Origin of the sequence: Chengkuizengella marina, from assembly GCF_009910845.1 — a bacterium.
GTDB classification, from domain to species: Bacteria; Bacillota; Bacilli; order Paenibacillales; family KCTC-33759; genus Chengkuizengella; species Chengkuizengella marina.
This window is the reverse complement of sequence record NZ_SIJB01000024.1, coordinates 40,393-62,305: the sequence shown is the minus strand read 5'-3', so window position 1 is coordinate 62,305 and position 21,913 is coordinate 40,393. Positions and strand designations below refer to the sequence as shown.

The following is a 21,913-nucleotide window of genomic DNA, read 5'->3' as shown; positions in this document are numbered from 1 at the left end:
CCTTAATAAGATTTAAAAATTAAAATCATCTGTTTGTTTTATCCCTTCTAAGTCAGTCTTATGTTATAATAGAAACTATTCATACAATGGATTCATTACATAAAGAAGGAGAATAATATTATATGAGAAAAAATCGTCAAAATATTTTATTTTTAACTCTTTTTAGCACTTTTATTTTATTCATTCTATTCATATCAGGCTGCACCTCACAAAATGAAGCATTAAAAAACGAAGTAGAAACCTCCTTGAAGCAGGAGAGCAATTTCTCTAACGTTACATTTAGTGGTAACACAAAGCTTCATTTGCAATTGCCTTCAAATGAATCCAATCCATTTTACAGCTTACTACAAAGTTTTTCACAAAATGGACAACTTAGTTGGGATGGTAAAATTGTAGATGACTCTATTGAAATAAGCGCATTATTTGAATCAAATCAGTCTTCTTTAAATGTACCTATTATTATTACAAATGACAAATTATTTTTTAGTATACCATCTATTAATCCTGAAAATGAATTTTTTGAAGCAGATAAAAATGAGTTACTAAAAAATACAGACTTAAATTATGAACAGTCGATGTATACACAATTTTTATTGGAATTAGTAAAAATAACAGATGCGAAAATGTTTAAGGATAAAAGTGTTGAATCAAAGGAAGAACTTGAAGAACAAAAAATTATTGAAATAGAAGTATCTCAACAAAATTTAATGTTAGTTGTAAAAGAATTTTTAATAGCCGAAATGAAAGAAATCATTCCAAATGATATACATACAAATCTTGAAGCAACTTTAAATTCCTATCTTTCTCTAGAAAATACTGATTCCGAGGAAACCCAATCAAGTGTAATCACTTTTGTGATGAATGCAAACGGTGAGATTACGGACCAAGATTTAAAATTGAATTTGATGGATCAGGCACTAACTATTCATCATCAAATGATTAGCAATCTCAACTCTGATTCAAAAATCAAAACACCAGAAAAAACATTACCACTATTTGACTTTTTTACATATTTGAATGAGTTAGAACAATTGCCACAGTTTACATTTGAACCTGGAATATTCATTCCTGAAAGTCATTATATTGATCAATCTCCAGAACAAAAAATTATGACACTAATTAACAATAATTTAAAAGCAATAAATGAAAAAAATAAAGACCAGTTTTTCTCAACATTTTCTTCTGAAAAAAATGCAGAAAAAGGCTGGGAACTGATTCAGAACAAAATATATCGTTTTATACAAGTTGAAGACCTTCAATTTAAAAATAAATCAGGAAATTCTTTTAATGTTGGTATATTATACGAATCCCTTGATGAAACCAATCCAGACCAAAAACCTTTAATGAGTGGATTTACATTTACAATAAATAAGGTAGATTCAGAATGGAAAATTCAAAAAATGAAATAGGCATTTTTTTGTATTGCCCATTTGGACTGAACAAGACATTTTTGTTCATTCTAAATGGGCATTTTATTTATTGGATACAATCATCTTATCATCAAAATAATCATATAAATGATATACTATGTAGGATAGATATGGAGGAGAACTTTTATGCAATTTTCAAAAAAAATACTAATCTTTTATTTATGCATCTTTTTATCTTTTTACTATTCAAATCTATCTTATGCTTTGCAAACGGATGATCTCTCCTTAGATGAAACAAAAAAATTGCTTGAAAAGGGACTAACTATATTTGAAATAGACCAAGAGCTTGAAAGGTTAAACATAAAAGAACAAGAAGTTGAAAAAGCGATTTCAGTAACAGAAACTAACATAATAACACAAAATAAATTGGTAGAAAAAAGCAGAGAAAAATCAGGAGAAGTATTAAAAAAATACTATACAAAAGAACGAGATGATTTAATCCATCTTTTATTTTCAAGTGAATCTATATCAGAAGCTCTATCAGTACTTGAATTTATGCAAGCAATTGTTTCAAGAGATCAAAAAATCTTATCTGATTTCCAAAGTGATTATGATAAACTTCAAGTTCTATATGTTGAATTATTAGAAACTAAAAAAGAACTAATTCATATTAAGAATGCACTTGTTTTAGAAAAAGAACGTTTAATCTCTTTGCAACAAGAACTAGATGATGAAATACAACAGTTAGAAGATGGAGAAAGTATTTTAGAACAGATTGAACAACTAACAATGGCTTGGGAAAAAGAAGGTTTACCGATTTTTAAAACATATTTTCAAGCTCTAGCTAATGCAATGCAAAATTTACCCGATATCCTAACAGATAATAAGCAACACCTTCAATTAAATGGACTCCAATTTGTTTTTCAAATCACAGACGATGAACTCAATGAATTCCTAAGAAAACAAGATCCTTTGTTTGAACCTTTTCAATTTGAATTCAAAAAAGATGAGATTGTTGCTTATGGAACAAATGAAAATATCAATATCAAATTATCTGGTTTGTATCAAATAGTGGTTAAGCCCGAAAACATCATACAATTCCAAGTTAATGAATTGCAATATAACGATTTCTTATTACCTGACACAACAATTAAAGCATTGGAAGAAGAGTTTGATTTAGCTTTTTATCCAAAAAAAATAGCCTCATTTGTTGAGGCAGAAGAAATTGAATTAAATGATGGCAATCTTAAAATATTTCTAAATTTACTAAACTAAAGTTATTAGTTTTGATCATACCCCATCCATTGTGAAGTCCAAAGATCTGAATGTTGTTCTAAAAAATTCATTTGACCTTCATGATTTAATTGATTTAGATCTTGTATAAATCTACTTAACTGATCTGGCAAATTTGGATTAGGTTTTAAAGCTTTCAAAACTTCAAGTTGAATGTCATCTACTCGATTATTATTAATAAAAATCTTTGAATAATATGAATCTAAAAGAAGCGTCTGAAGCCATTCAAAGGCTTCTTTTTGGACTTTCGTATTTGATGAAACGACAAAGCTACTTCCTTTGATTACTCCTCCTCCTACTGGTGATGCATTCATAAATTCAGTTTCTAAATATATAGGTGCATATTCAAATTCATCATTCCCATGATTATAAAAATCTTTTAATGTCGTTAATTTAAACAGTATATCTCCATTTTTTATTGACTCCCATGAATTTTCAGCAGCTGCAAGTTTAGAAATAATGTCCAATTGTATCTTTAAGTGCTCACTTTCAACGGATGATCTTTGTTTTTGTGAAGTATTTAACATTGAGATGATTTGAAGCAAACTGTATGGATCATTTTGATCAACATATACTTTTTCTGGATAAAGAACCATGAATTCAAGTAAATTTTCTAATCTGTCTGGTTTTAATACATCCTTTTTTTCTAGTTGTTCCGGATTCCATACCCAGACATATATATCTGAATCAATTGGTACTGCCCAGTCAGAGCCATTCCATTTCGTTTGATGACGTAGCAGATTATGATACTCAATATTCATACTATTCATAATTTCATCCAATTGAATCAAGTATCCATTTGCTGCAAATTCATTAATCCAATCATTATCCAATAACATAATATCTGAAGCAGCCCCAACTTGTGATGCTTGTTTATACTTATCATAAGCTTGTTCTTTATTGTAAGAATTTAATCGTATATTTACTCCTGAATGACTCTTTTCATATTTAATATTAAATTCCTTTAGTAATTGTAACTGGATTTCATCAAGAAAAACTGAAATCTCCAATATATTGGCTGATTGGAAGTCTCTTTGATTGTAAATAGTTCTTTCTTCTTCATTTGTTTCTTTCTCATTCATTGTTGTGCTAGGTTCTGTACCTCCAATGAAAGTAACTATACTAAAGGAAATCAATATTATTCCAAAATACATAAATAGACTCTTTTTATTTAACATCCGTTTCTCCCCTATAGTAACCATACTTACTTCTATAATAACAAAAATGTACATTGAGTTAAATTGTGTTTTATTGGATAATAGTAAAAGTGATATCATACATAAGAAACCTACATAATAAGGAGAAATTGTGATGATTAAACATGCAGTAATTATGAATTTACCTGAGGGAAAAATACCAGGTTATTATGCTCAAGTAGTAAAATCATTAGCAAGTAAAACAAATTTATTTGACAGAGATAAGGAAGTTCTCATAGTTAACTCAAAAAATGAGTTACTATCTGTTATTGAAGTGATGAATCAATTTAAACTCAACTATGAAACATGTGCTCTTTATTTATTACCAGAAGATGCAAAACTAACAAATCATTACTCAGATTTTGGGTTTACTAGTAAGTTTGGAAATACTTATTTATACGAGAATCTAACGAGTATATTTTATTTTACTGAAAATAAAGAATCTAGCACTAGTCAAGCCATTCATCAAATTGAAGAGCATAAGTTAGCTGAGTACAACTCAGATGAAATCACGTACTATGCAGTAGAAAAACATCTAGAGGAATTAATACTAGGTATTTCAAAAGCTTATCAATGTCAAATTAAATTCATCTAAATTAAATATCAGAAAGGGATAAATTCTCCCTTTCTGATACTAATTCATAATTGGCCTAATATAAGTTACAACTTATCATTTCTGGAGGTAGGACAAATTTATATTGAAAATTATAATAAATCTGTAGCTAGTTGAGCTAAATGTGATCTTTCCCCTTTTTTTAGAGTAATGTGTCCACTAACCGCTTCATTTTTAAATCTTTCAACTACATGTGTTAAACCATTACTAGAAGCATCCAAATAAGGATGATCAATCTGTTCAGGATCACCCATTAGAACAATTTTGCTTCCCTCACCTACACGTGATAATATGGTTTTCACTTCATGTTTAGACAAATTTTGAGCTTCATCAATAATGATAAACTGGTTAGGAATTGAACGTCCTCGTATATAGGTTAATGCTTCAACTTGAATACTTCCTAATCCAGCTAAAATTTTATCTAAATCACCTGACTTTTTGGTATTGAATAGGAATTCAAGATTATCATAAATAGGTTGCATCCAAGGTCGTAATTTTTCTTCCTTCTCACCTGGAAGATATCCTAAATCCTTACCCATGGGTACAACAGGTCTTGCAATAAGTAATTTTTTATATTTGTTCTCATCTTCTACTTTTAATAGTCCGGAAGCAAGTGCCAGTAAAGTTTTACCCGTACCTGCTCTACCTGTAATAGTTACAAGCGGAATATCATCATTTAATAATAACTCTAAAACCATTCTTTGTTGCACATTTCTTGCAGCAATTCCCCAAATTGGATCATTACTCAAATATAAAGCGTCTAATTTTTTGACTTGATCATCTACTTTTAAAAGGGCTGATTTCGAAGTCCCTAACTCATCTTTTAATATGACAAATTCATGTGGATTTAATTTATGTTTAAATTTTAAATGATCAATCGTTATATTCCTGAAAGTATAAAACTCATCAATAATGGAAGGATGTATATTCAAAGTATTGTAACCTGTATAATCCGTTGTTTTTTCAATCCGATCAGATAAATAATCCTCTGCTTTTATTCCCAAAACATCTGCTTTTATTCTTACAAGAGTGTCCTTGCTTACTAATACTACAGATTTAGGACTTGATTTTTCTTCCTCCTCTAATTTATAATTCAATGCTACTGCCAATATACGATTATCATTGGTTATTTCAGCAAATGTATTTTTCATTTTGAAAAAACTAAGATGATTGAGTTCTACTTTTAGTCGCCCACCATTTTCTAATGAAATTCCTTCTTGAAGTTTTCCTTTTTCTCTAAATCCATCTAACAATCTCGATACATACCTAGCATTCCTTCCAATTTCATCTGCATTTCTTTTCTTAGAATCGATTTCCTCCAATACAATAGCTGGAACAATTACATCATGTTCTAAAAAGTTAAAAAGTGCATTTGGATCATGTAAAAGAACATTTGTATCTAACACATATATCTTTTTCATAAAAATCTCCTCCGCTAAATGAGTTCAAAGTAGGAAATACATAGATAACAATCTAGAGGACAAACTAAATATAAATCAGAGCATTTAAAATCTCTTTTACTTGCCAAGGATTACAAGTAAAATGAAAATTCACTGAAGGGAAGATAGCTATGAGAACTTTATTTTTGTTTTTGAGTTTATTGTGTATACTTTTAGGTTGCAATCAACAATCAACTGAAAATTATTCTGATAAACAAACTGTCAAAGAACTCCAAACTTCATCAGAAAATAAAAATATGAATCATGCAGAGGTGACAAAAAGATTAGAAACACTAACTCTTTCTATACCAGAAGTGAATGGAGTAAATATAGTAGTCATTGGAGATACAGCACTTGTAGGTATAGATATTGATGGGTCATTAGAGAGATCTAAAGTTGGAAGTGTAAAATACTCTGTTGCAGAAGCTTTAAGTAAAGATCCTTATGGTGCAAATGCAGTTATTACAGCTGACATGGATTTAAATGTTAGAATTAAAGAAATTAGGAACGATATCATGAAAGGTAAACCAATCTCTGGTTTTGCTGAAGAATTAGCTGATATCGTAGGTCGTGTTATTCCACAGTTTCCAAAGAATGCAATACAAAATCAACAATATCGGCAAATGAACAAACCAAAGAATGAAACGAATAATAATCAACTTAACTCCCATCAATAAAAGTTGAGTAACCTAATATTAGACATATATGTAGTAAGTTGACTTTATAATACTTAAATAAAAAAGGAGATTGGTTAAATGACCAATCTCCTTTTACTTAGCTCTTTTTAATTGCTTCAAAAACTTGATTATCCAGCTTTTCTGCAGCCCTCTTATCATAAGTTTTTTCATATTCAGGTTCAGTAGAAATGCGAGCTCCGTAAAACATCACATCTCTTACACTTTTTATTTTTATCTCTATGCAAGCTAATTTAAATGGTACTTCTTCCATTTCTTCTGTTATAATCTCAGCTGAGCCAGCAATTTCATATACCGTTGCAGAAACGAAGGATGTTAAAGACACAAGCTTATTGTTTTTTACGTTATTTACAATTCTAGAGCGTTGATCAACGGCAAATCGTACTGTTTTTGGATCCATTGCGTAAGTCCAAGAAATCACACTGCTTGTTGGTGTCCCCGACTCATCATCAACTGTATGTAACAAAACTAGTTTTTCTTTTTGAAGTTGAGAAAATATCGTTTCATTTAATTCGGACATCATATCTGTCATTATCCAACCCTCCTATCTATATATCACATCTCAGGTAAATTATAACATAGGATATTTCACCAAACCAGATCACTAATTATATTTGGGGTTTGAATTAATTTCTTCTAATAGTTGATCCACTATTTCTCGATCAAACTTTTTAGTTTTATCTTCACCTTTTTGAGTATATGTAACTTGATACATCAATTCATCATCTGACAAACACAAATCAATGTTTGTCAGATGATGGTCTTCTATAAGAATGGATTCAAAAAATTCTAATGTTTTTAAAGCAGAGGCGTCGTTTGGACGTGCTTTATATACTACTTTCATTTGCAACCAGTTAAAAAAAGCGTCCTGTAAATTCATAATTTAAACATTCCTATCTTTTAAAACATTTAATTTCTATTTTTACGATCTTCGAAAAAATAACGTATTCGAACTATGAACATGAGTGCAACTGCAATCATTAGACTTAAAATAATAGGTAATCCTACATCAATTTCAAATATTAATAAAATAAATGAAAATAGTGCAATGATTGAATAAATAACCAAGTCTTTTAAAATTGGCAACTTTTTCACTCTGAACACCTTGTTAAATACATAAATAAGACATATAAAAATGATAATATATTTGTACCAATGATCTTGGACAAATGCCCCCCAATCAATGGGCTGAATATCTACTGGTTCAGCTGTTAACAAAAACATCTAAACCCCTCCTTACTATAACAAATCATTCATCAAACATTAGCTTTTGCTAGTTTACGATTCTTCTCGGCACGCTCACGTTCACTTTTATTTAAGATCTTTTTACGTAAACGGATAGATTCTGGTGTGATTTCACAATACTCATCTTCATTCAGATATTCTAATGCTTCCTCTAATGAAAAAATACGTGGTGTTTTCATTTTAACAGTTTCTTCTTTATTTGCTGTTCGAATATTGTTTAATGCTTTTTCTTTGCAAATATTTACAACGATATCATTATCTCTTGTATGTTCACCAACAATCATGCCCTCATATATTTCTGTACCTGGTTTTAAGAATAAAGTTCCACGATCCTCTACATTCAAAATACCATATAATTTACTTACTCCAGTTTCTGTTGATACCAGTACACCTTTTTGTCTACCACCAACCCCTTGACCAGCATAAGGAGCATATCGTTCAAAGGAGTGATTCATAATTCCATATCCTCGAGTCATTGTTAAAAACTCTGTTCCATATCCAATTAACCCTCTAGCTGGAATCATAAATTCAAGACGTACCTGTCCATTTCCATTATTGATCATATTCTGCATTTCAGCTTTACGCGTCCCCAGACTCTCCATTACAGCACCCATACTTTCCTCAGGTACGTCAATTAAGAGATGTTCCATTGGTTCACATTTTACACCATCAATTTCTTTAATGATGACTTCAGGTTTAGAAACTTGCAACTCAAAACCTTCTCTTCGCATATTTTCGATCAGAATACCTAAATGAAGTTCTCCTCTTCCTGATACGATGAACGCATCTGGACTATCAGTATCTTCTACTTTTAAACTAACATCCGTTTCAATTTCTTTATACAGTCGTTCGCGAAGTTTACTTGATGTTACATATTTGCCCTCTTTACCTGCAAAAGGACTGTTATTTACTAGAAATGTCATTTGAAGGGTTGGCTCATCAATTTTAAGCACAGGAAGGGCTTCAGGATTATTCGAATCTGCAATCGTTTCCCCAATGTTGATATCCTTAATACCAGCGATTGCAATAATATCACCGGCACCTGCTTCTTGAATCTCAACTCGTTTTAACCCTTGGAAACCAAATAATTTTTCAATACGTGCTTGTTTATGTTTACCTTCTCTATTGATCACAGTAACAACTTGACCTTGAGAAATTTTTCCTCGATTTACACGCCCTACACCAATTCGACCTAAATATTCATTATAATCCATCAAAGTAACAAGAAATTGCAAAGGTTCCTCAATACTTTCTTTAGGTGAAGGTATATGCTCTGTAATGGTTTCAAACATAGAAAGCATATTATCTTCTTGTTTATCTGCATCTAAACTTGAAGTTCCTTGTAATGCTGAAGCATAAACTACAGGAAAATCTAGCTGCTCATCTGAAGCTTCTAGTTCAATAAACAACTCTAAAACTTCGTCAATCACTTCTGCAGGACGAGCATTTGGACGATCAATTTTATTTAAAACTACAATAGGTGTTAAGTTTTGTTCCAAAGCTTTTTTGAGTACAAATTTAGTCTGAGGCATACATCCTTCAAATGCATCTACAACTAATAAAACACCATCAACCATTTTCATAATTCGTTCCACTTCACCACCAAAATCAGAGTGACCTGGTGTATCTACTATATTTATTAAATAATCTTTATATTCAATGGCAGTATTTTTTGCAAGGATTGTAATTCCACGTTCTCTTTCCAGATCATTAGAATCCATCATTCTATCTTGAATCGCTTCGTTTTCACGAAAAACACCAGACTGCTGTAATAATTTATCCACTAAAGTCGTTTTCCCGTGATCAACATGCGCAATTATTGCAATATTTCTGATCATTTCTCTGTTAAACATGTTTGTTTTTTCCCTCCACTGTATAGTAACAATCTGTATGAGTTCAACATAAAAATTGTTTATTTTTTCATAAAATAAGCGTCGGACATATTCCGACGCTTTAAGCTAAATACATTATATTATGTGAAACAATAAAAAGCAATGTTTTAAATCATCTTCTCCCAAAAATCATCCAAGTTCCAAAGAGAATTAAAATACCTGCTAAAAGGTAAATTCCTATCGTATACAATAGAGTAAATACCATGAATACAATGGATATAATTGTTAAAACAAATCCAGCTGTAAGTGCATCTTTTGGATTTTGTCTACTAAAGAAATAATATTCAAATAAGCCAACCGCAACACCAAAAATGAATATGGGCCATAAATACTGTAAATATTCCCAATTCGTTATATTCAGAAATAGAAACAGCAATCCATAAGTTCCTAGAATACCACCAGGAATTAGAACACCTGATGGAAAGGTCCTTATGAAAAATAATACATGAAATACAATAGAAACAAATATAAATATTAACGGCCATGAGAAATCAAAAACAAAATCAAAAGTATTTAATTTGAATAAAATTAGTATTATACCTATTGTTATAATCAACAAACCTAACGTTGCACGATTCCTTCCCATTATTGTATATTCCCTCCCCAAATTTATTTCTTTAATTTTTTGCACCTAATAATCGATTAAGGGATTGATATCATCCATTTTTTATGTTTTTCAATTCATTTCTGATTATATACTAAATGTTGGGTGAAAAGTTGCTTTTAAACGTTCTAAATGTATTAAATCCTAAATACCTATATCCTACACATTAAACTAACCAACCTCATTAATTAAAGTAAAAGGTTGGTTGGTTAAGTATTTATAATTGACTATGTTATTTGTAAAATTTATCATTTAAAAATATATATTTTATCTTTTCTTAAATAAAAATCCCGCAAACAATACAACAGTCGTACAAAACGCAGGAATAAACCAATGTATTGAATGATGAGCATCTCTTAGCAGTTCAATTGCTTTTTGATCATTTAATAACATTTCACCAGCAGTATATCCTAATATTCCTGCACCAAGATAAACAAAAATCGTGTATTTCTCTAACAGTTTCATAAAAACCGTGCTGCCCCAAACGATTAAAGGAATGCTCATTCCGATTCCCAAAAACAACAATATATAATCGTCTTGAGCAATTGCAGCTATTGCTAACACATTATCCAAACTCATCACAAAGTCAGCAACGACAATGGTCCAAATCGCTGCTCCAAGTGAAAAAACCTCTTTAACAGAATGGTCATTATCATTGATCAATAGAGCGATTGCAATGTATAACAAAAGTCCTGATCCAATGGCCTGTATATATGGAATATTGAGAAGAAAAACTGCACCTACAGTTAAAGCTAAACGAAGAAAAACTGCACCCATGGCTCCCCACCAAACTGCTTTTTTTTGCTGTTCTTGAGGTAGGTTTTTACTTGCTAATGCAATGACAATTGCATTGTCTCCACTTAATACGATATTAATAACAATGATTTCTATCATAATGAATATATTTTCTACCACTCATTACACCACCTATTACAGTTTGTACATGTTTATTCAATAAAAAGAGATTCATGTATTAAAGTTGTCCTAGATTTTCTTGACGAATAAATTAACATTCATTTATAATAGTTGTAATGAGTTTAGGGGAGTAGCTATCACAACAAAGTCGTCATTTCGGGAAAATTTTCCCCGGCTTTGTTGGCAACAATATGTTGTTAGCAAGACCTTTACCAATACCATGGTAAGGGTCTTTTTATTTTGACTCTTACGATGAAATAAAACTGAAGGAGCGTAATGGAATGGATTTTTTTACATTTGAATTTATGTCAGCACTTATCACCATTATTTTTATTGATTTAGTTTTAGCTGGTGACAATGCAATCGTTATTGGATTAGCTGCAAGAAACTTACCACAAAAACAACAAAAAAAAGTAATTATTTTAGGAACTGCAGGTGCTATAGGCATACGTGTTGTGGCAACAGTGTTTGTTGTGTGGTTACTAAAAATCCCTTGGTTATTACTCGTTGGAGGCTTATTATTAATATGGATTGCATATAAACTTCTGGTTGAAGACAGTGATCATGATGTGAATGCAGCAAAAAGTATGTGGGCAGCTGTATGGACCATTGTAGTTGCAGATGCATCGATGGGATTTGATAATGTGATCGCTGTGGCAGGAGCAGCAGAAGGAGACTTTATTCTCGTTGTATTGGGATTAATCATTAGTATCCCAATTATTGTATGGGGCAGTACCTTATTTATCAAATTAATTGATCGATTTCCAATAATCATTTACTTCGGGTCTGGTATTTTAGCTTACACAGCAGCAAAAATGATAACTGATGAACCACAGCTAATACACTATTTTGAAAACAATGCTATTCTAAAGTGGACCATTGTTGCTGCAATCGTTATCGGTGTAATTGCCATAGGTAAGTTAGTTAACGTAAGTAAAGAAAAAAAGAGAGCCCAGTTAAAAGGCTCAAAATAAATGACTTAATCTTTCTTCTTTTTGATTAGAAACGATGATGGTTTCCGTTTTTTCCACTGCATTTTCAATATATTGCGGAAGCCATTCCATCGATTTCTCCATCCTCTCCACTAATCCTAAATTTGGATTTGTAGCTGGATTTTTAGGTAGAAATATAGTACAGCAATCTTCATAGGGAAGTATGGAAGTCTCAAATGTATTAATATCTTTTGCAATTTTAATGATTTCATTTTTATCCATCGTAATTAATGGGCGCAAAATGGGCATTCCAGTCGCTCGCCCAATTACATTCAAGCTAGATAAAGTTTGACTTGCCACCTGACCTAAGTTATCCCCAGTAATGATACCCAGATTATCATTTTTCTCAGCTAGTTTTTCTGTAATTCTAAGCATCGCTCTTCTCATGAATGTAATAATTAAATTCTTTCTAGCATGTTCATTTAACTGTGTTTGAATGTCAGTAAATGGTACAATATGCACTTTGATTTTTCCAGAGTAGTTCGTTAACTGCTTTGCTAAATCAAGCACTTTTTGTTTTGCACGTTCACTAGTAAATGGAGCACTATGAAAGTGGACTGCCTCTAATTTCATACCCCGTCTCATAGCTAAGTAACCTGCAACAGGACTATCAATCCCCCCAGATAACATCAACATGGATTTTCCGCTACTTCCTAGAGGAAAACCACCGAGTCCAGATATTGTCTCAGAATAAATAAAAGTTCCTTCTTCTCTCACTTCTACTTTTAAAATCACATCTGGTTTATGCACATTTACTTTTAATCCTGGGGTATGATGTAACACATAACCTCCTATTAAGTGATTAAGTTCTTGAGAGTCATGCGGATACTGTTTATAGGTTCTACGAACATTAACTTTAAAAGTAGTTGGCTTTGGTACCATGTTATTCATTAATTCTAAACTTACTTTTCTCATTGCTGTAAGCTCTGTGTCTACTTTTTTCACTGGACTAAAAGATACTAGTCCAAAAATTTTTTTTAGTTGCTGTGAAATGCCTTCAAATGGCTCTCCATTTAATTGAATATATACTCTACCATAGTTTTTTATAATTTGTATATTAGGATATGATTTCAAAAAATCTCTAATATGAGTAAGAACTCTATTCTCAAACACATTTCGATTTCTACCTTTGAGTGTAAGTTCTCCCATACGCAGTAATATATAATCTGGCTTCATTTTATTGTATCCCCCTATTTTATAAACCCTTTATAATCATGCACAACTTGTTTTAACTGTTTACACAATATATTAATATCTTGAGTGGTCTGTTGAGCAGACATACTAATTCGTATGCCACTATTTGCATTATGTTCAGATACTCCCATAGCACTTAATACTCGACTTGCTTTACTTTCCCCAGAAGCACAAGCAGAACGTGTTGATACATAAATACCTTTTTTTTCTAATGCATGGACAATCACTTCAGATTTCATTCCTGTAAATGAAAAATGTACGATATGAGGTGCCATATGTTCAGGATTAGTTGAACCATTTAGGTGTAGTTCTGGAATTTGAATGATAAAGTCCGTTAATTTTTTTCTTAAACGGTATAAATGCTCTAAATTAATCGTCTGCTTATCCATTGAAATTCTTATTGCTTTAGCCATACCTACAATCAATGGAACATTTTCAGTTCCAGAACGATATCCCGCTTCTTGTCCACCGCCTGTCAATAAAGGATACAATTTGATTCCATCCCTATAGTATAATACCCCCACTCCTTTAGGACCATTTAACTTATGAGCAGAAACACTCATTAAATCTATTCCCCAATCTTCTGGATGTATAGGTATTTTACCAACACTTTGAATCGCATCAACATGGAAAATAATACGTTTACGTTTTTTTAATAAACTAGCCATTTTTTTAATGGGTTGTATTCTTCCGACCTCATTATTTACATGCATGATACTCACTAAGATTGTTTCATCAGTTAGAGCATGTTCTAAATCTTCTATTGAGACTTGACCCGTTTGATCAACAGGTAAATAAGTTACATGATAACCGGCTTTTTCAAGTTGTTTAAAACTTTCATACACGGAGGCATGTTCAATTTCTGTCGTAATTAAGTGCTTCCCTCTATTTTGATATTGTAATGCCACCCCTTTAATTGCCATGTTATTGCTCTCAGTCCCACCGGATGTAAATATAAGCTGTTCCCCATTTACACCTAAAGATTCTGAAATTACATTTCTGGCCCTTTTCAATAACTGTTCTGCATCTATACCTAATTGATGAAGTGAAGATGGATTACCATAATAATTTTTCATAACCTCAACAACAGTATCTGTCACCTCATTAAATGGAGGTGTTGTTGCAGAGTGGTCAAAATAATACATTTTTATATACCCCTTTAAAACACATGATTTCACTCCTTCAACGATTTTACACTAATACACCCAAAAAAGTGAAGTCATTCTTTGAAGATTAATCCGATTACTTTTTCGGGACAAAAAAACAAACCCATGATAAGGGTTTGTTTTTTTGTAGCCTAGGTGTACAAAGGTAATACCATATAAGCTAAAAAAGCAATAACTCCCAGTGCAATGGCCCAACCGCCTAAAGTGCGACTCCCTTGATACCATGCAACAAAACCAAATACTGCTGCTGCTGGACCTAAAATCAAGGGATAAATAAACCATGATGCAAGTGCAAATACAAGTGATATAATTCCTAATGTTGTGTTAGCACCTACATCTCTTGCCTCTTCAACATCAGATTGAATAGTTTCACTGCGTTCCCCATTATTGTAATTAGCTACATTAAAAGGAGCATACTCTGCAGCATATTCTTCATCAGTTGATTCATTATTTAGATTATTGTCGATTTGATTTCGTTTATTATTATTTTCAGTGTCCATGTTTTTGTTTTCTCTGTTCATGTCTACCTCCTTTCAACAGGAAAATGTTACGACTTCTTTTTAAATGTGTGACAACACGTATTTGATTCCTTAGAAGCTCTATCCTGATGATTAGAATTAAAATTTTCCCCTGCGAACTCTTCATTAAAATTCATATTTGCATGTTCATCTACTTCAATATTAATTTGATCTGCATTACAGTTATTACCTGCTGCCCAATATTGACAATTTGCCACGCTGCATTTTACTTGCGGCATTATAATCACCCCCATTATTATTTTTCCGTATTGATGATGATCTATACTTAATAAATTTACCCATAAAAAATTACATTAAATATGGATGTTCCCAAACAAGAAAATTCTAGAGAAAAAGAAAAAAAACCATCCTTTATGGTAGGATGGTTTGTAATATTTTTTTATTTTTTATACACTTTTACCTTGTAATTTTTTCTCGGTCATGTAATCTGTTTCATAAAATGCAAGATCATCACGTAATTCCTCAAATGTTTTAGATAACCCAAGTATAAGATCTCTCAATTCTCTTGTTGGTTTTTTTCTAAATCGAATTGCATCTTGACCTGTATATGCATATCTGCCATCCTCTGCATAACATTCATACTTAGGATAGAAAAATGAGGTTATACACTTATGGTAAACATCAAACAAAACCTTTTCGGAGAAATCTAAGTTAAAATTAGGTCTTCGTAAGCATATTCCAATTTTTTCATAGGAAACTTCTGAAAACACTAATAGATGTCTAAGGTCAGATAATATGTCTCGATAAAACTGTTTCATTTCATGATCATTGTCTTTATTTAGTTGATCTAGTGAATGATGATTTAAAAAATCTTCTGTTTGATCAATTACTCCCTTTAATTTTTCTTTTGTAATTTCACATAAATTTTTTACATTGTCTTTAGTCATAAAAATAGATCCTCCTTAAAGTGACAACCATCCTATAAATGACTACATTTCAATCGTACCATAGATAGCATAGCTTTTCATGTAATTCATGTAAATGAAAATGAATAAAAGAACTGTTTTTTTTAGAATCTAAAGATATTCTATACCTACATCAATAAACTTTCAATATATTTTAGGAGGGTTTCATATGAAATTTGCTAAAATTGCATTTCCTGTTTTCATTTTAACAGTAATTGGGTTGTTAATATTTCCAGTTGGTGATCAAAAAAATGATGAAAATATGATACAGATGAATAAAAGTTCAGAAATACAAATAAAAGAAGCATTAATGAATCAAGATGTTAGCAAAACAAATGAGCTATGTCGCATCCAATGCACAAGGCATTTCACTCAAAGTTTGAAAAACTTGAATAATAACTTTAAAGATAAAAAAGAAATCTTATCTAAGATGAAAGAAAATCATTCCAATGTGGTTCAAGTTATTTGGATGGATCAAAGCAAAACAGGTAAAACAGTAAAAATAGGTAATCTAAATGAAAATTTGAAAAATAAAGTATTACCATTAATCAGTGAAGGAAAAAAAGTTATAAAAGAGAATAAACTTTTTCAGTCTGAAACATTTCAAGTTGGCAAAAATAAGTATTTTGTTTTAGCAATACCATCTAAAGAAAAAAATTCAGCATTATTTGGAGTCATTAAACAAGATTTTCTAAATCAGATAGCCATCGAGCAAAGAAAAAATTTAAGAATAGTTCCATATCCAAGTGATAAAAGATACGGTATAAAATCCGTAGATTCCAATACACTTCAAGATGTTAAAGTAGATCACCCTGAAGAAAATGTGGGAACAAGCCACTATCACTTGAAAGAAATCGTAGTCAAATTTAAAAACCAACCTACACAATCAGACTTAAGACAAATTCAATCTGATATTCAGGCTACTTCTATGAAAAAGTTAGGATATACTTATGTATTTAGCTCAAGTACTTTGGACGCAGAACAAATGATGAGTTATTTTAACAAATGGAATGTGGAATATACAGAACCGCATTATTTATATATGACCAATGAAACAACTCAAAGATCAACAGAAAATGAACCTAACGATGTTCTATATGATCCTTATCAGTGGAATCTCCCTAATATTGATACTTTAAAAGGCTGGGATTTAAGTAAAGGGAGTGATCAAATTACCGTAGCAGTTATAGATACTGGTGTAGATATAAAACATCCTGATTTACAAGGTAAATTATTAGAAGGCGCTAATTTCGTAGAAGAAGAGACACAACCTTTGGATGATGTTGGACACGGAACACACGTTGCAGGGATTATATCTGCCACTGTAGATAATTCTGAAGGAATTGCAGGAATGAGCTGGTATAATAAAATTATGCCAATTAAAGTACTTGATTCAACCGGAGCTGGTAGTACTTATGCAGTAGCTCAAGGTGTTATATGGGCAACTGATCAAGGAGCGAAAGTAATTAATATGAGTCTAGGTAATTATGCAGAGACTCAGTTTCTCCATGATGCAATAAAATATGCTTATGATAAAGATGTTGTGTTGATTGCTGCTACAGGAAACGATAATACGAATCAACCAGGCTATCCAGCTGCATATCCGGAAGTGATTGCTGTATCAGCAACAGATGAATCATCAAATAAGGCTAATTTTTCAAATTATGGCGATTATTTAGATGTAATGGCACCAGGTGTTAGTATCGCAAGCACATATCCTGATAATCAATATGCTGCATTATCCGGTACCTCTATGGCTAGCCCACATGTGTCTGCATTAGCAGCTATGATTCGCTCATTAAACCCAACTTTAAAAAATGTAGAAGTAATGGAGATAATTAGAAATACCGCTGTAGATTTAGGTGATGCTGGAAAAGATAGTTATTACGGATTCGGATTAATTCATGTAGAAAATGCATTAGAAAATGCAGGTGGAAATCAATCAGTACAAGTAAATAAGAAAAAATCTTGGTTTCAAAGGTTAATTGAGTCACTTTATCCTAATAAAACTCCTTCTACAGTAAGGTAAGTACTGGAAAAATTTATAAATTTTTAAAATAAAAAAATAAGGGAGTGGATTAATCCACTCCCTTTTAACGACCTAATATTGGAAAGTTTGCCATAAGCCGGGTTCTGTGCCTTCCAGTGGTATTAATGGGGGTCAACCCTCCCACCAATGAAGTAACAATCATCTATCTAGGCTGTATATTGCTATACAGCTCAAGCGACCAACCTAAATGCACCTCGGGCTAAGGTTGTGATTATCCTATCACTGCATTTCATTAGGTCTTGCTCCAAGTGGGGTTTACCAGGAAATATGTCACCATAAATCCTCGTGGTCTCTTACACCACGGTTCCACCCTTACCTGTGCATACAATGTATGCCATCGGCGGTCCATTTCTGTGGCACTATCCTTCAACTCGCGCTGACTGGACGTTATCCAGCACCCTGCCCTATGGAGCCCGGACTTTCCTCTAGAGAATATCTCATCTCCAGCGATTGTTCGTCAAACTTTCCGTCACGAAGATAAGTATAACAGATTGAATTGACAAATAACAAGCACTTGATTTTTGAAATTATAGAAATTTTTTACATTCTAAAATTTATTAATAATTTTATCCTTTTTTATTGAATTTCTTGCATCTATTTATAAAAATATGAATGGTTCAGTATTTGTGTTTGATTGAATTATATTGGTACTTATTTTTTTTGTAGCCAATTCTGCAAGCAAATAATCAGAAACATGTTTGATCATTATTTTTTCAGCATGATGTCCAGGATCTATAATAGATAAGCCATCTGCTAAAGCATCTTGAGCTGTATGAAAATCGATATCTCCAGTAATTAAAACATCAGCACCAGCATATTTTGCTTGTTGTACGTATCTACTTCCTGATCCCCCCAGAACAGCTACCTTACTTATTGGCTTATTTAAATCTCCGACAATTCTTACCATAGGTACTTCAAATTTTTCTTTTACAGTAGATACTAATTCAGCTAATGTTTTCTTTTCAGGTAAACGTCCTATCCTACCTAAACCAAAGGACTTTCCTTTTAAATCCATGGGATATAAATCATAGGCAACTTCCTCATAAGGGTGTGCTTTAAGCATAGCTTGTACTACTTTTCTCTGAATATTTTGAGGTACAATAGTCTCAATACGAATTTCATTTACTTTTGTTAGTTTCCCTTTTTCTCCTACATAAGGGTCTGTATTATCTTGTGCTAAAAATGTACCCTGTCCCTTAATATTAAAGCTGCAATGACTGTATTCACCTATCCATCCTCCACCAGCAGCAAATATAGCTTCCAATACATTGTGATGTGCTTCTTCCGGCACAAAAACAACTAGTTTACTTAATTTTTCAGTATGCACTTCTTCAAGAGGTGAGAGGCTGGTTAATTCCAATTCATTTGCCATCATATCATTAATACCGCCTTCTGCAACGTCTAGATTCGTATGGGCTATATACACAGCAATATCGTTTTTGATGCATTTTTCATAAATTTTCCCTGCAGGTAGATCTGTTTGAATATGTTTTAATGATTTAAAAATAATAGGATGATGGGCAATAATCAATTGAATATCTTTTTCAATTGCTTCCTCAACAACTTGTTCTGTTACATCCAAAGTTACCATCACATTTTTTATAATTTTATTTAAAGTTCCCAGTTGCAAACCAATCTTATCATCAGGAACCGCATAATATTTAGGTGTCCATTGCTCTAAGATTTGAGTTATTGTTTGTCCTTTTGCAAACATTTAAGTACCTCCTTTAATTGATCAACTTCTTCTGAGAATACACGTTTCTTTTTAACTGCATCATGTAAATTTGATTGTGATAATTGTTCAATTACCTTTTCTCTTTTTGCAATTTCCATATTCCATTTTTTTATAAAAACAAGAGACGCGTTATTTAGCAAATGTGGTCCCATTAGTATTTTTAATTTTCGTGTGAGCTGAATATGACAATCCATTTTATACATTTCGTCGGAGAATATTTGTTGATTATACCTGTAAGCATCTTCACTTCTCTCTGCCACTAAAATTTCATAAATCTTACGATCCTCTTCCAAAATATCTTCCTCAATTAAATGCCAGTTATGATCTATACACCAGCGCCTTACCTTATCTTCTGCTACATTTGGCTGTAAAACTAATCGATTTACACCAGTATAATCAAAAGGTTGATTTAAGATATTTGCAATCAATCCTCCACCCATTCCTGCAATCACAATCGTATCTACTTCCTCTTTATCAAGTACTTCTAATCCATTGCCTAACCTTACTTTTATCATGTCTTGTAAATTTGAACTTTCAACTTGTTTTTTTGCAGCTTCATAAGGACCTTTATTAACCTCACCCGCTACTGCCCATTGGATTCGATTTTTCTGTGCTAAGTAAGTAGGTAATAAAGCATGATCTGAACCAATATCTGCTAATTTACTATTAGGCAGTATTTTATCTGCTATTTTTTTTAGTCTTTGAGATAATATTATCATAGGGACAACTCCATCTTTTTTTCAATCTTTTATCTTTTCTAGAAATAAAATTATAAAAAAACATTTTTTTAAAAATTTGCAATAAAAATGGAAAAGAGTTAAACTAAATATGAACGAAAAGTTGTGAATGCTATATATTCACATCAAAGTTTTATCGTTCTTAAGTGCAAACAAAAGACCTCACTGCAAGCAGAAAGGTCTTATAAAACACATAAATTATTCAAGAAAATCCTTTAATCTTTTACTTCGGCTTGGATGTCTAAGTTTTCTTAGGGCTTTGGCTTCAATTTGTCTAATACGTTCACGAGTAACTCCAAACACTTTTCCAACTTCTTCTAAAGTTCTTGTACGACCATCATCCAATCCAAATCTTAAGCGTAATACATTTTCTTCACGTTCTGTTAATGTGTCAAGAACATCTTCTAACTGTTCCTTCAGTAACTCATACGCTGCAGCATCAGAAGGCGCTAATGCTTCTTGATCCTCAATAAAGTCGCCAAGGTGTGAATCATCTTCTTCCCCAATAGGTGTTTCTAAGGAGACCGGTTCCTGTGCAATTTTCATAATCTCACGTACTTTATCTGTACTTAATTCCATTTCTTTAGCAATTTCTTCTGGTGCAGGCTCACGACCTAAATCTTGTAGCAACTGGCGTGAAACACGTATTAACTTATTAATCGTTTCAACCATATGTACAGGTATTCGAATCGTTCTAGCTTGATCCGCAATTGCACGTGTTATGGCTTGACGGATCCACCAAGTTGCATAAGTACTAAATTTATAACCTTTTGTATGATCAAATTTTTCAACAGCTTTAATCAAACCCATATTCCCTTCTTGAATTAAATCCAAGAATAACATTCCACGACCAACGTATCTTTTAGCAATGCTAACAACAAGTCGAAGGTTTGCCTCAGCTAATCTTTTTTTGGCTTCCTCATCACCTTCTTCAATTCGAATAGCTAAATTCACTTCTTCTTCAGCAGATAATAATGGTACACGTCCTATTTCTTTTAGGTACATACGAACTGGGTCATTAATTTTTATTCCTGGCGGTAATGATAAGTCATCATCCAATGTAAAATCATCTTGTTGATTCGCTCCTGAAGCAGAAGCAGATATATTCTCGTCAGATTCATTTGCAATTTCAATACCTAATTCAGATAAATGTTCGAAAAAATCATCAATTTGTTCTGGTTCTTGGTCAAATGGAGATAATTTCTCCATAATAACTTTATAAGTAAGTGATGAACGTTTTTTACCCAAATCAATTAACTGTTCTTTCACTTGATCCAAGCTTAATTCAGTATCGTCAATTTGAGTTCGTTGATCGTTCGTCATTTGATCCAAC

Annotated in this window: 22 protein-coding genes and 1 other RNA gene; 6 read left to right on the top strand and 17 right to left on the bottom strand. The window is 32.0% G+C overall.

The annotated features are described in order from the left end of the window. The first annotated feature begins 122 nt into the window (after positions 1-122). Together ERL59_RS10685 and ERL59_RS10680 are read left to right on the top strand one after the other, a co-directional pair. A complete protein-coding gene (locus tag ERL59_RS10685; RefSeq protein ID WP_160646209.1) occupies positions 123-1,409 on the top strand; it encodes a hypothetical protein in 1,287 nt (428 codons plus the stop codon). A 147-nt stretch (positions 1,410-1,556) separates the two neighbouring features. Beyond that, complete coding sequence (locus ERL59_RS10680) at positions 1,557-2,645, top strand: coiled-coil domain-containing protein (RefSeq protein ID WP_160646208.1); 1,089 nt, start codon at positions 1,557-1,559, stop codon at positions 2,643-2,645. Positions 2,646-2,650: 5 nt separating this feature from the next. Here the strand turns inward: ERL59_RS10680 and ERL59_RS10675 are convergent, their stop codons facing one another. Continuing rightward, positions 2,651-3,841 (bottom strand): ABC transporter substrate-binding protein, encoded by a 1,191-nt coding sequence (locus ERL59_RS10675; protein WP_160646207.1) that lies wholly within the window; start codon positions 3,839-3,841, stop codon positions 2,651-2,653. A gap of 133 nt (positions 3,842-3,974) precedes the next feature. Between ERL59_RS10675 and ERL59_RS10670 the strand changes: the two genes are divergently transcribed. Beyond that, a complete protein-coding gene (locus ERL59_RS10670; RefSeq protein ID WP_160646206.1) occupies positions 3,975-4,454 on the top strand; it encodes a hypothetical protein in 480 nt (159 codons plus the stop codon). Between the two features lie 110 nt (positions 4,455-4,564). Here the strand turns inward: ERL59_RS10670 and ERL59_RS10665 are convergent, their stop codons facing one another. Continuing rightward, entirely contained in the window at positions 4,565-5,893 is a 1,329-nt protein-coding gene (locus ERL59_RS10665) for a PhoH family protein (protein WP_160646205.1), read from the bottom strand. A gap of 149 nt (positions 5,894-6,042) precedes the next feature. On the opposite strand from ERL59_RS10665, the gene ERL59_RS10660 reads away from it, so the two are divergent. Beyond that, entirely contained in the window at positions 6,043-6,588 is a 546-nt protein-coding gene (locus ERL59_RS10660; RefSeq protein ID WP_160646204.1) for a YhcN/YlaJ family sporulation lipoprotein, read from the top strand. Positions 6,589-6,685: 97 nt separating this feature from the next. On the opposite strand, the gene ERL59_RS10655 is transcribed toward ERL59_RS10660, so the two are convergent. The 6 genes from ERL59_RS10655 to ERL59_RS10630 all read right to left on the bottom strand — a co-directional run bounded on the left by ERL59_RS10655 (position 6,686) and on the right by ERL59_RS10630 (position 11,262). Continuing rightward, positions 6,686-7,138 (bottom strand): pyridoxamine 5'-phosphate oxidase family protein, encoded by a 453-nt coding sequence (locus ERL59_RS10655; RefSeq protein ID WP_160646203.1) that lies wholly within the window; start codon positions 7,136-7,138, stop codon positions 6,686-6,688. 72 nt (positions 7,139-7,210) lie between these two features. Continuing rightward, the gene (locus ERL59_RS10650; protein ID WP_160646202.1) at positions 7,211-7,486 is read right to left on the bottom strand and encodes a hypothetical protein; all 276 of its coding nucleotides are present in this window, start codon (positions 7,484-7,486) and stop codon (positions 7,211-7,213) included. A 29-nt stretch (positions 7,487-7,515) separates the two neighbouring features. Then, complete coding sequence (locus ERL59_RS10645; RefSeq protein WP_160646201.1) at positions 7,516-7,830, bottom strand: YlaH-like family protein; 315 nt, start codon at positions 7,828-7,830, stop codon at positions 7,516-7,518. 32 nt (positions 7,831-7,862) lie between these two features. Then, complete coding sequence (typA, locus tag ERL59_RS10640; RefSeq protein WP_160646200.1) at positions 7,863-9,704, bottom strand: translational GTPase TypA; 1,842 nt, start codon at positions 9,702-9,704, stop codon at positions 7,863-7,865. 151 nt (positions 9,705-9,855) lie between these two features. After that, complete coding sequence (locus ERL59_RS10635; RefSeq protein ID WP_160646199.1) at positions 9,856-10,329, bottom strand: hypothetical protein; 474 nt, start codon at positions 10,327-10,329, stop codon at positions 9,856-9,858. A gap of 285 nt (positions 10,330-10,614) precedes the next feature. Then, complete coding sequence (locus tag ERL59_RS10630) at positions 10,615-11,262, bottom strand: TerC family protein (protein ID WP_160646198.1); 648 nt, start codon at positions 11,260-11,262, stop codon at positions 10,615-10,617. Positions 11,263-11,543: 281 nt separating this feature from the next. Here ERL59_RS10630 and ERL59_RS10625 point away from each other — a divergent pair, with 281 nt between their 5' ends. Continuing rightward, complete coding sequence (locus ERL59_RS10625) at positions 11,544-12,236, top strand: TerC family protein (protein ID WP_160646197.1); 693 nt, start codon at positions 11,544-11,546, stop codon at positions 12,234-12,236. Here the strand turns inward: ERL59_RS10625 and thiI are convergent. The 5 genes from thiI to ERL59_RS10600 all read right to left on the bottom strand — a co-directional run bounded on the left by thiI (position 12,228) and on the right by ERL59_RS10600 (position 16,040). Next, positions 12,228-13,430: a tRNA uracil 4-sulfurtransferase ThiI gene (gene thiI / locus ERL59_RS10620; RefSeq protein WP_160646196.1), complete on the bottom strand. Its 1,203-nt coding sequence runs from the start codon at positions 13,428-13,430 to the stop codon at positions 12,228-12,230. The two genes, ERL59_RS10625 and thiI, sit on opposite strands and share 9 nt — an antisense overlap. Before the next feature lie 14 nt (positions 13,431-13,444). Beyond that, on the bottom strand, positions 13,445-14,593 hold the full coding sequence (locus ERL59_RS10615) for a cysteine desulfurase family protein (RefSeq protein WP_201763534.1): 1,149 nt from the start codon (positions 14,591-14,593) through the stop codon (positions 13,445-13,447). Positions 14,594-14,745: 152 nt separating this feature from the next. Continuing rightward, positions 14,746-15,135 (bottom strand): DUF4190 domain-containing protein, encoded by a 390-nt coding sequence (locus ERL59_RS10610; protein WP_160646195.1) that lies wholly within the window; start codon positions 15,133-15,135, stop codon positions 14,746-14,748. Positions 15,136-15,161: 26 nt separating this feature from the next. After that, complete coding sequence (locus ERL59_RS10605) at positions 15,162-15,371, bottom strand: DUF1540 domain-containing protein (protein WP_160646194.1); 210 nt, start codon at positions 15,369-15,371, stop codon at positions 15,162-15,164. A 168-nt stretch (positions 15,372-15,539) separates the two neighbouring features. After that, positions 15,540-16,040, bottom strand: coding sequence for a YpuI family protein (locus ERL59_RS10600; protein ID WP_160646193.1), 501 nt, complete (start codon positions 16,038-16,040; stop codon positions 15,540-15,542). Between the two features lie 187 nt (positions 16,041-16,227). Between ERL59_RS10600 and ERL59_RS10595 the strand changes: the two genes are divergently transcribed. Beyond that, entirely contained in the window at positions 16,228-18,087 is a 1,860-nt protein-coding gene (locus ERL59_RS10595) for a S8 family peptidase (RefSeq protein WP_160646192.1), read from the top strand. 78 nt (positions 18,088-18,165) lie between these two features. Here ERL59_RS10595 and rnpB read toward each other — a convergent pair. From rnpB to rpoD, 4 genes are all read right to left on the bottom strand, one after another. After that, positions 18,166-18,574: RNase P RNA component class A (gene rnpB / locus ERL59_RS10590), an RNA gene on the bottom strand. Between the two features lie 132 nt (positions 18,575-18,706). Next, complete coding sequence (locus ERL59_RS10585) at positions 18,707-19,822, bottom strand: Nif3-like dinuclear metal center hexameric protein (protein ID WP_160646191.1); 1,116 nt, start codon at positions 19,820-19,822, stop codon at positions 18,707-18,709. Next, the gene (locus ERL59_RS10580; protein WP_160646190.1) at positions 19,798-20,562 is read right to left on the bottom strand and encodes a tRNA (adenine(22)-N(1))-methyltransferase; all 765 of its coding nucleotides are present in this window, start codon (positions 20,560-20,562) and stop codon (positions 19,798-19,800) included. The genes ERL59_RS10585 and ERL59_RS10580 overlap by 25 nt, the downstream gene beginning before the upstream one ends. A 216-nt stretch (positions 20,563-20,778) precedes the next feature. Further along, positions 20,779-21,903: an RNA polymerase sigma factor RpoD gene (gene rpoD, locus ERL59_RS10575; RefSeq protein WP_160646189.1), complete on the bottom strand. Its 1,125-nt coding sequence runs from the start codon at positions 21,901-21,903 to the stop codon at positions 20,779-20,781. Positions 21,904-21,913 lie beyond the last annotated feature (10 nt).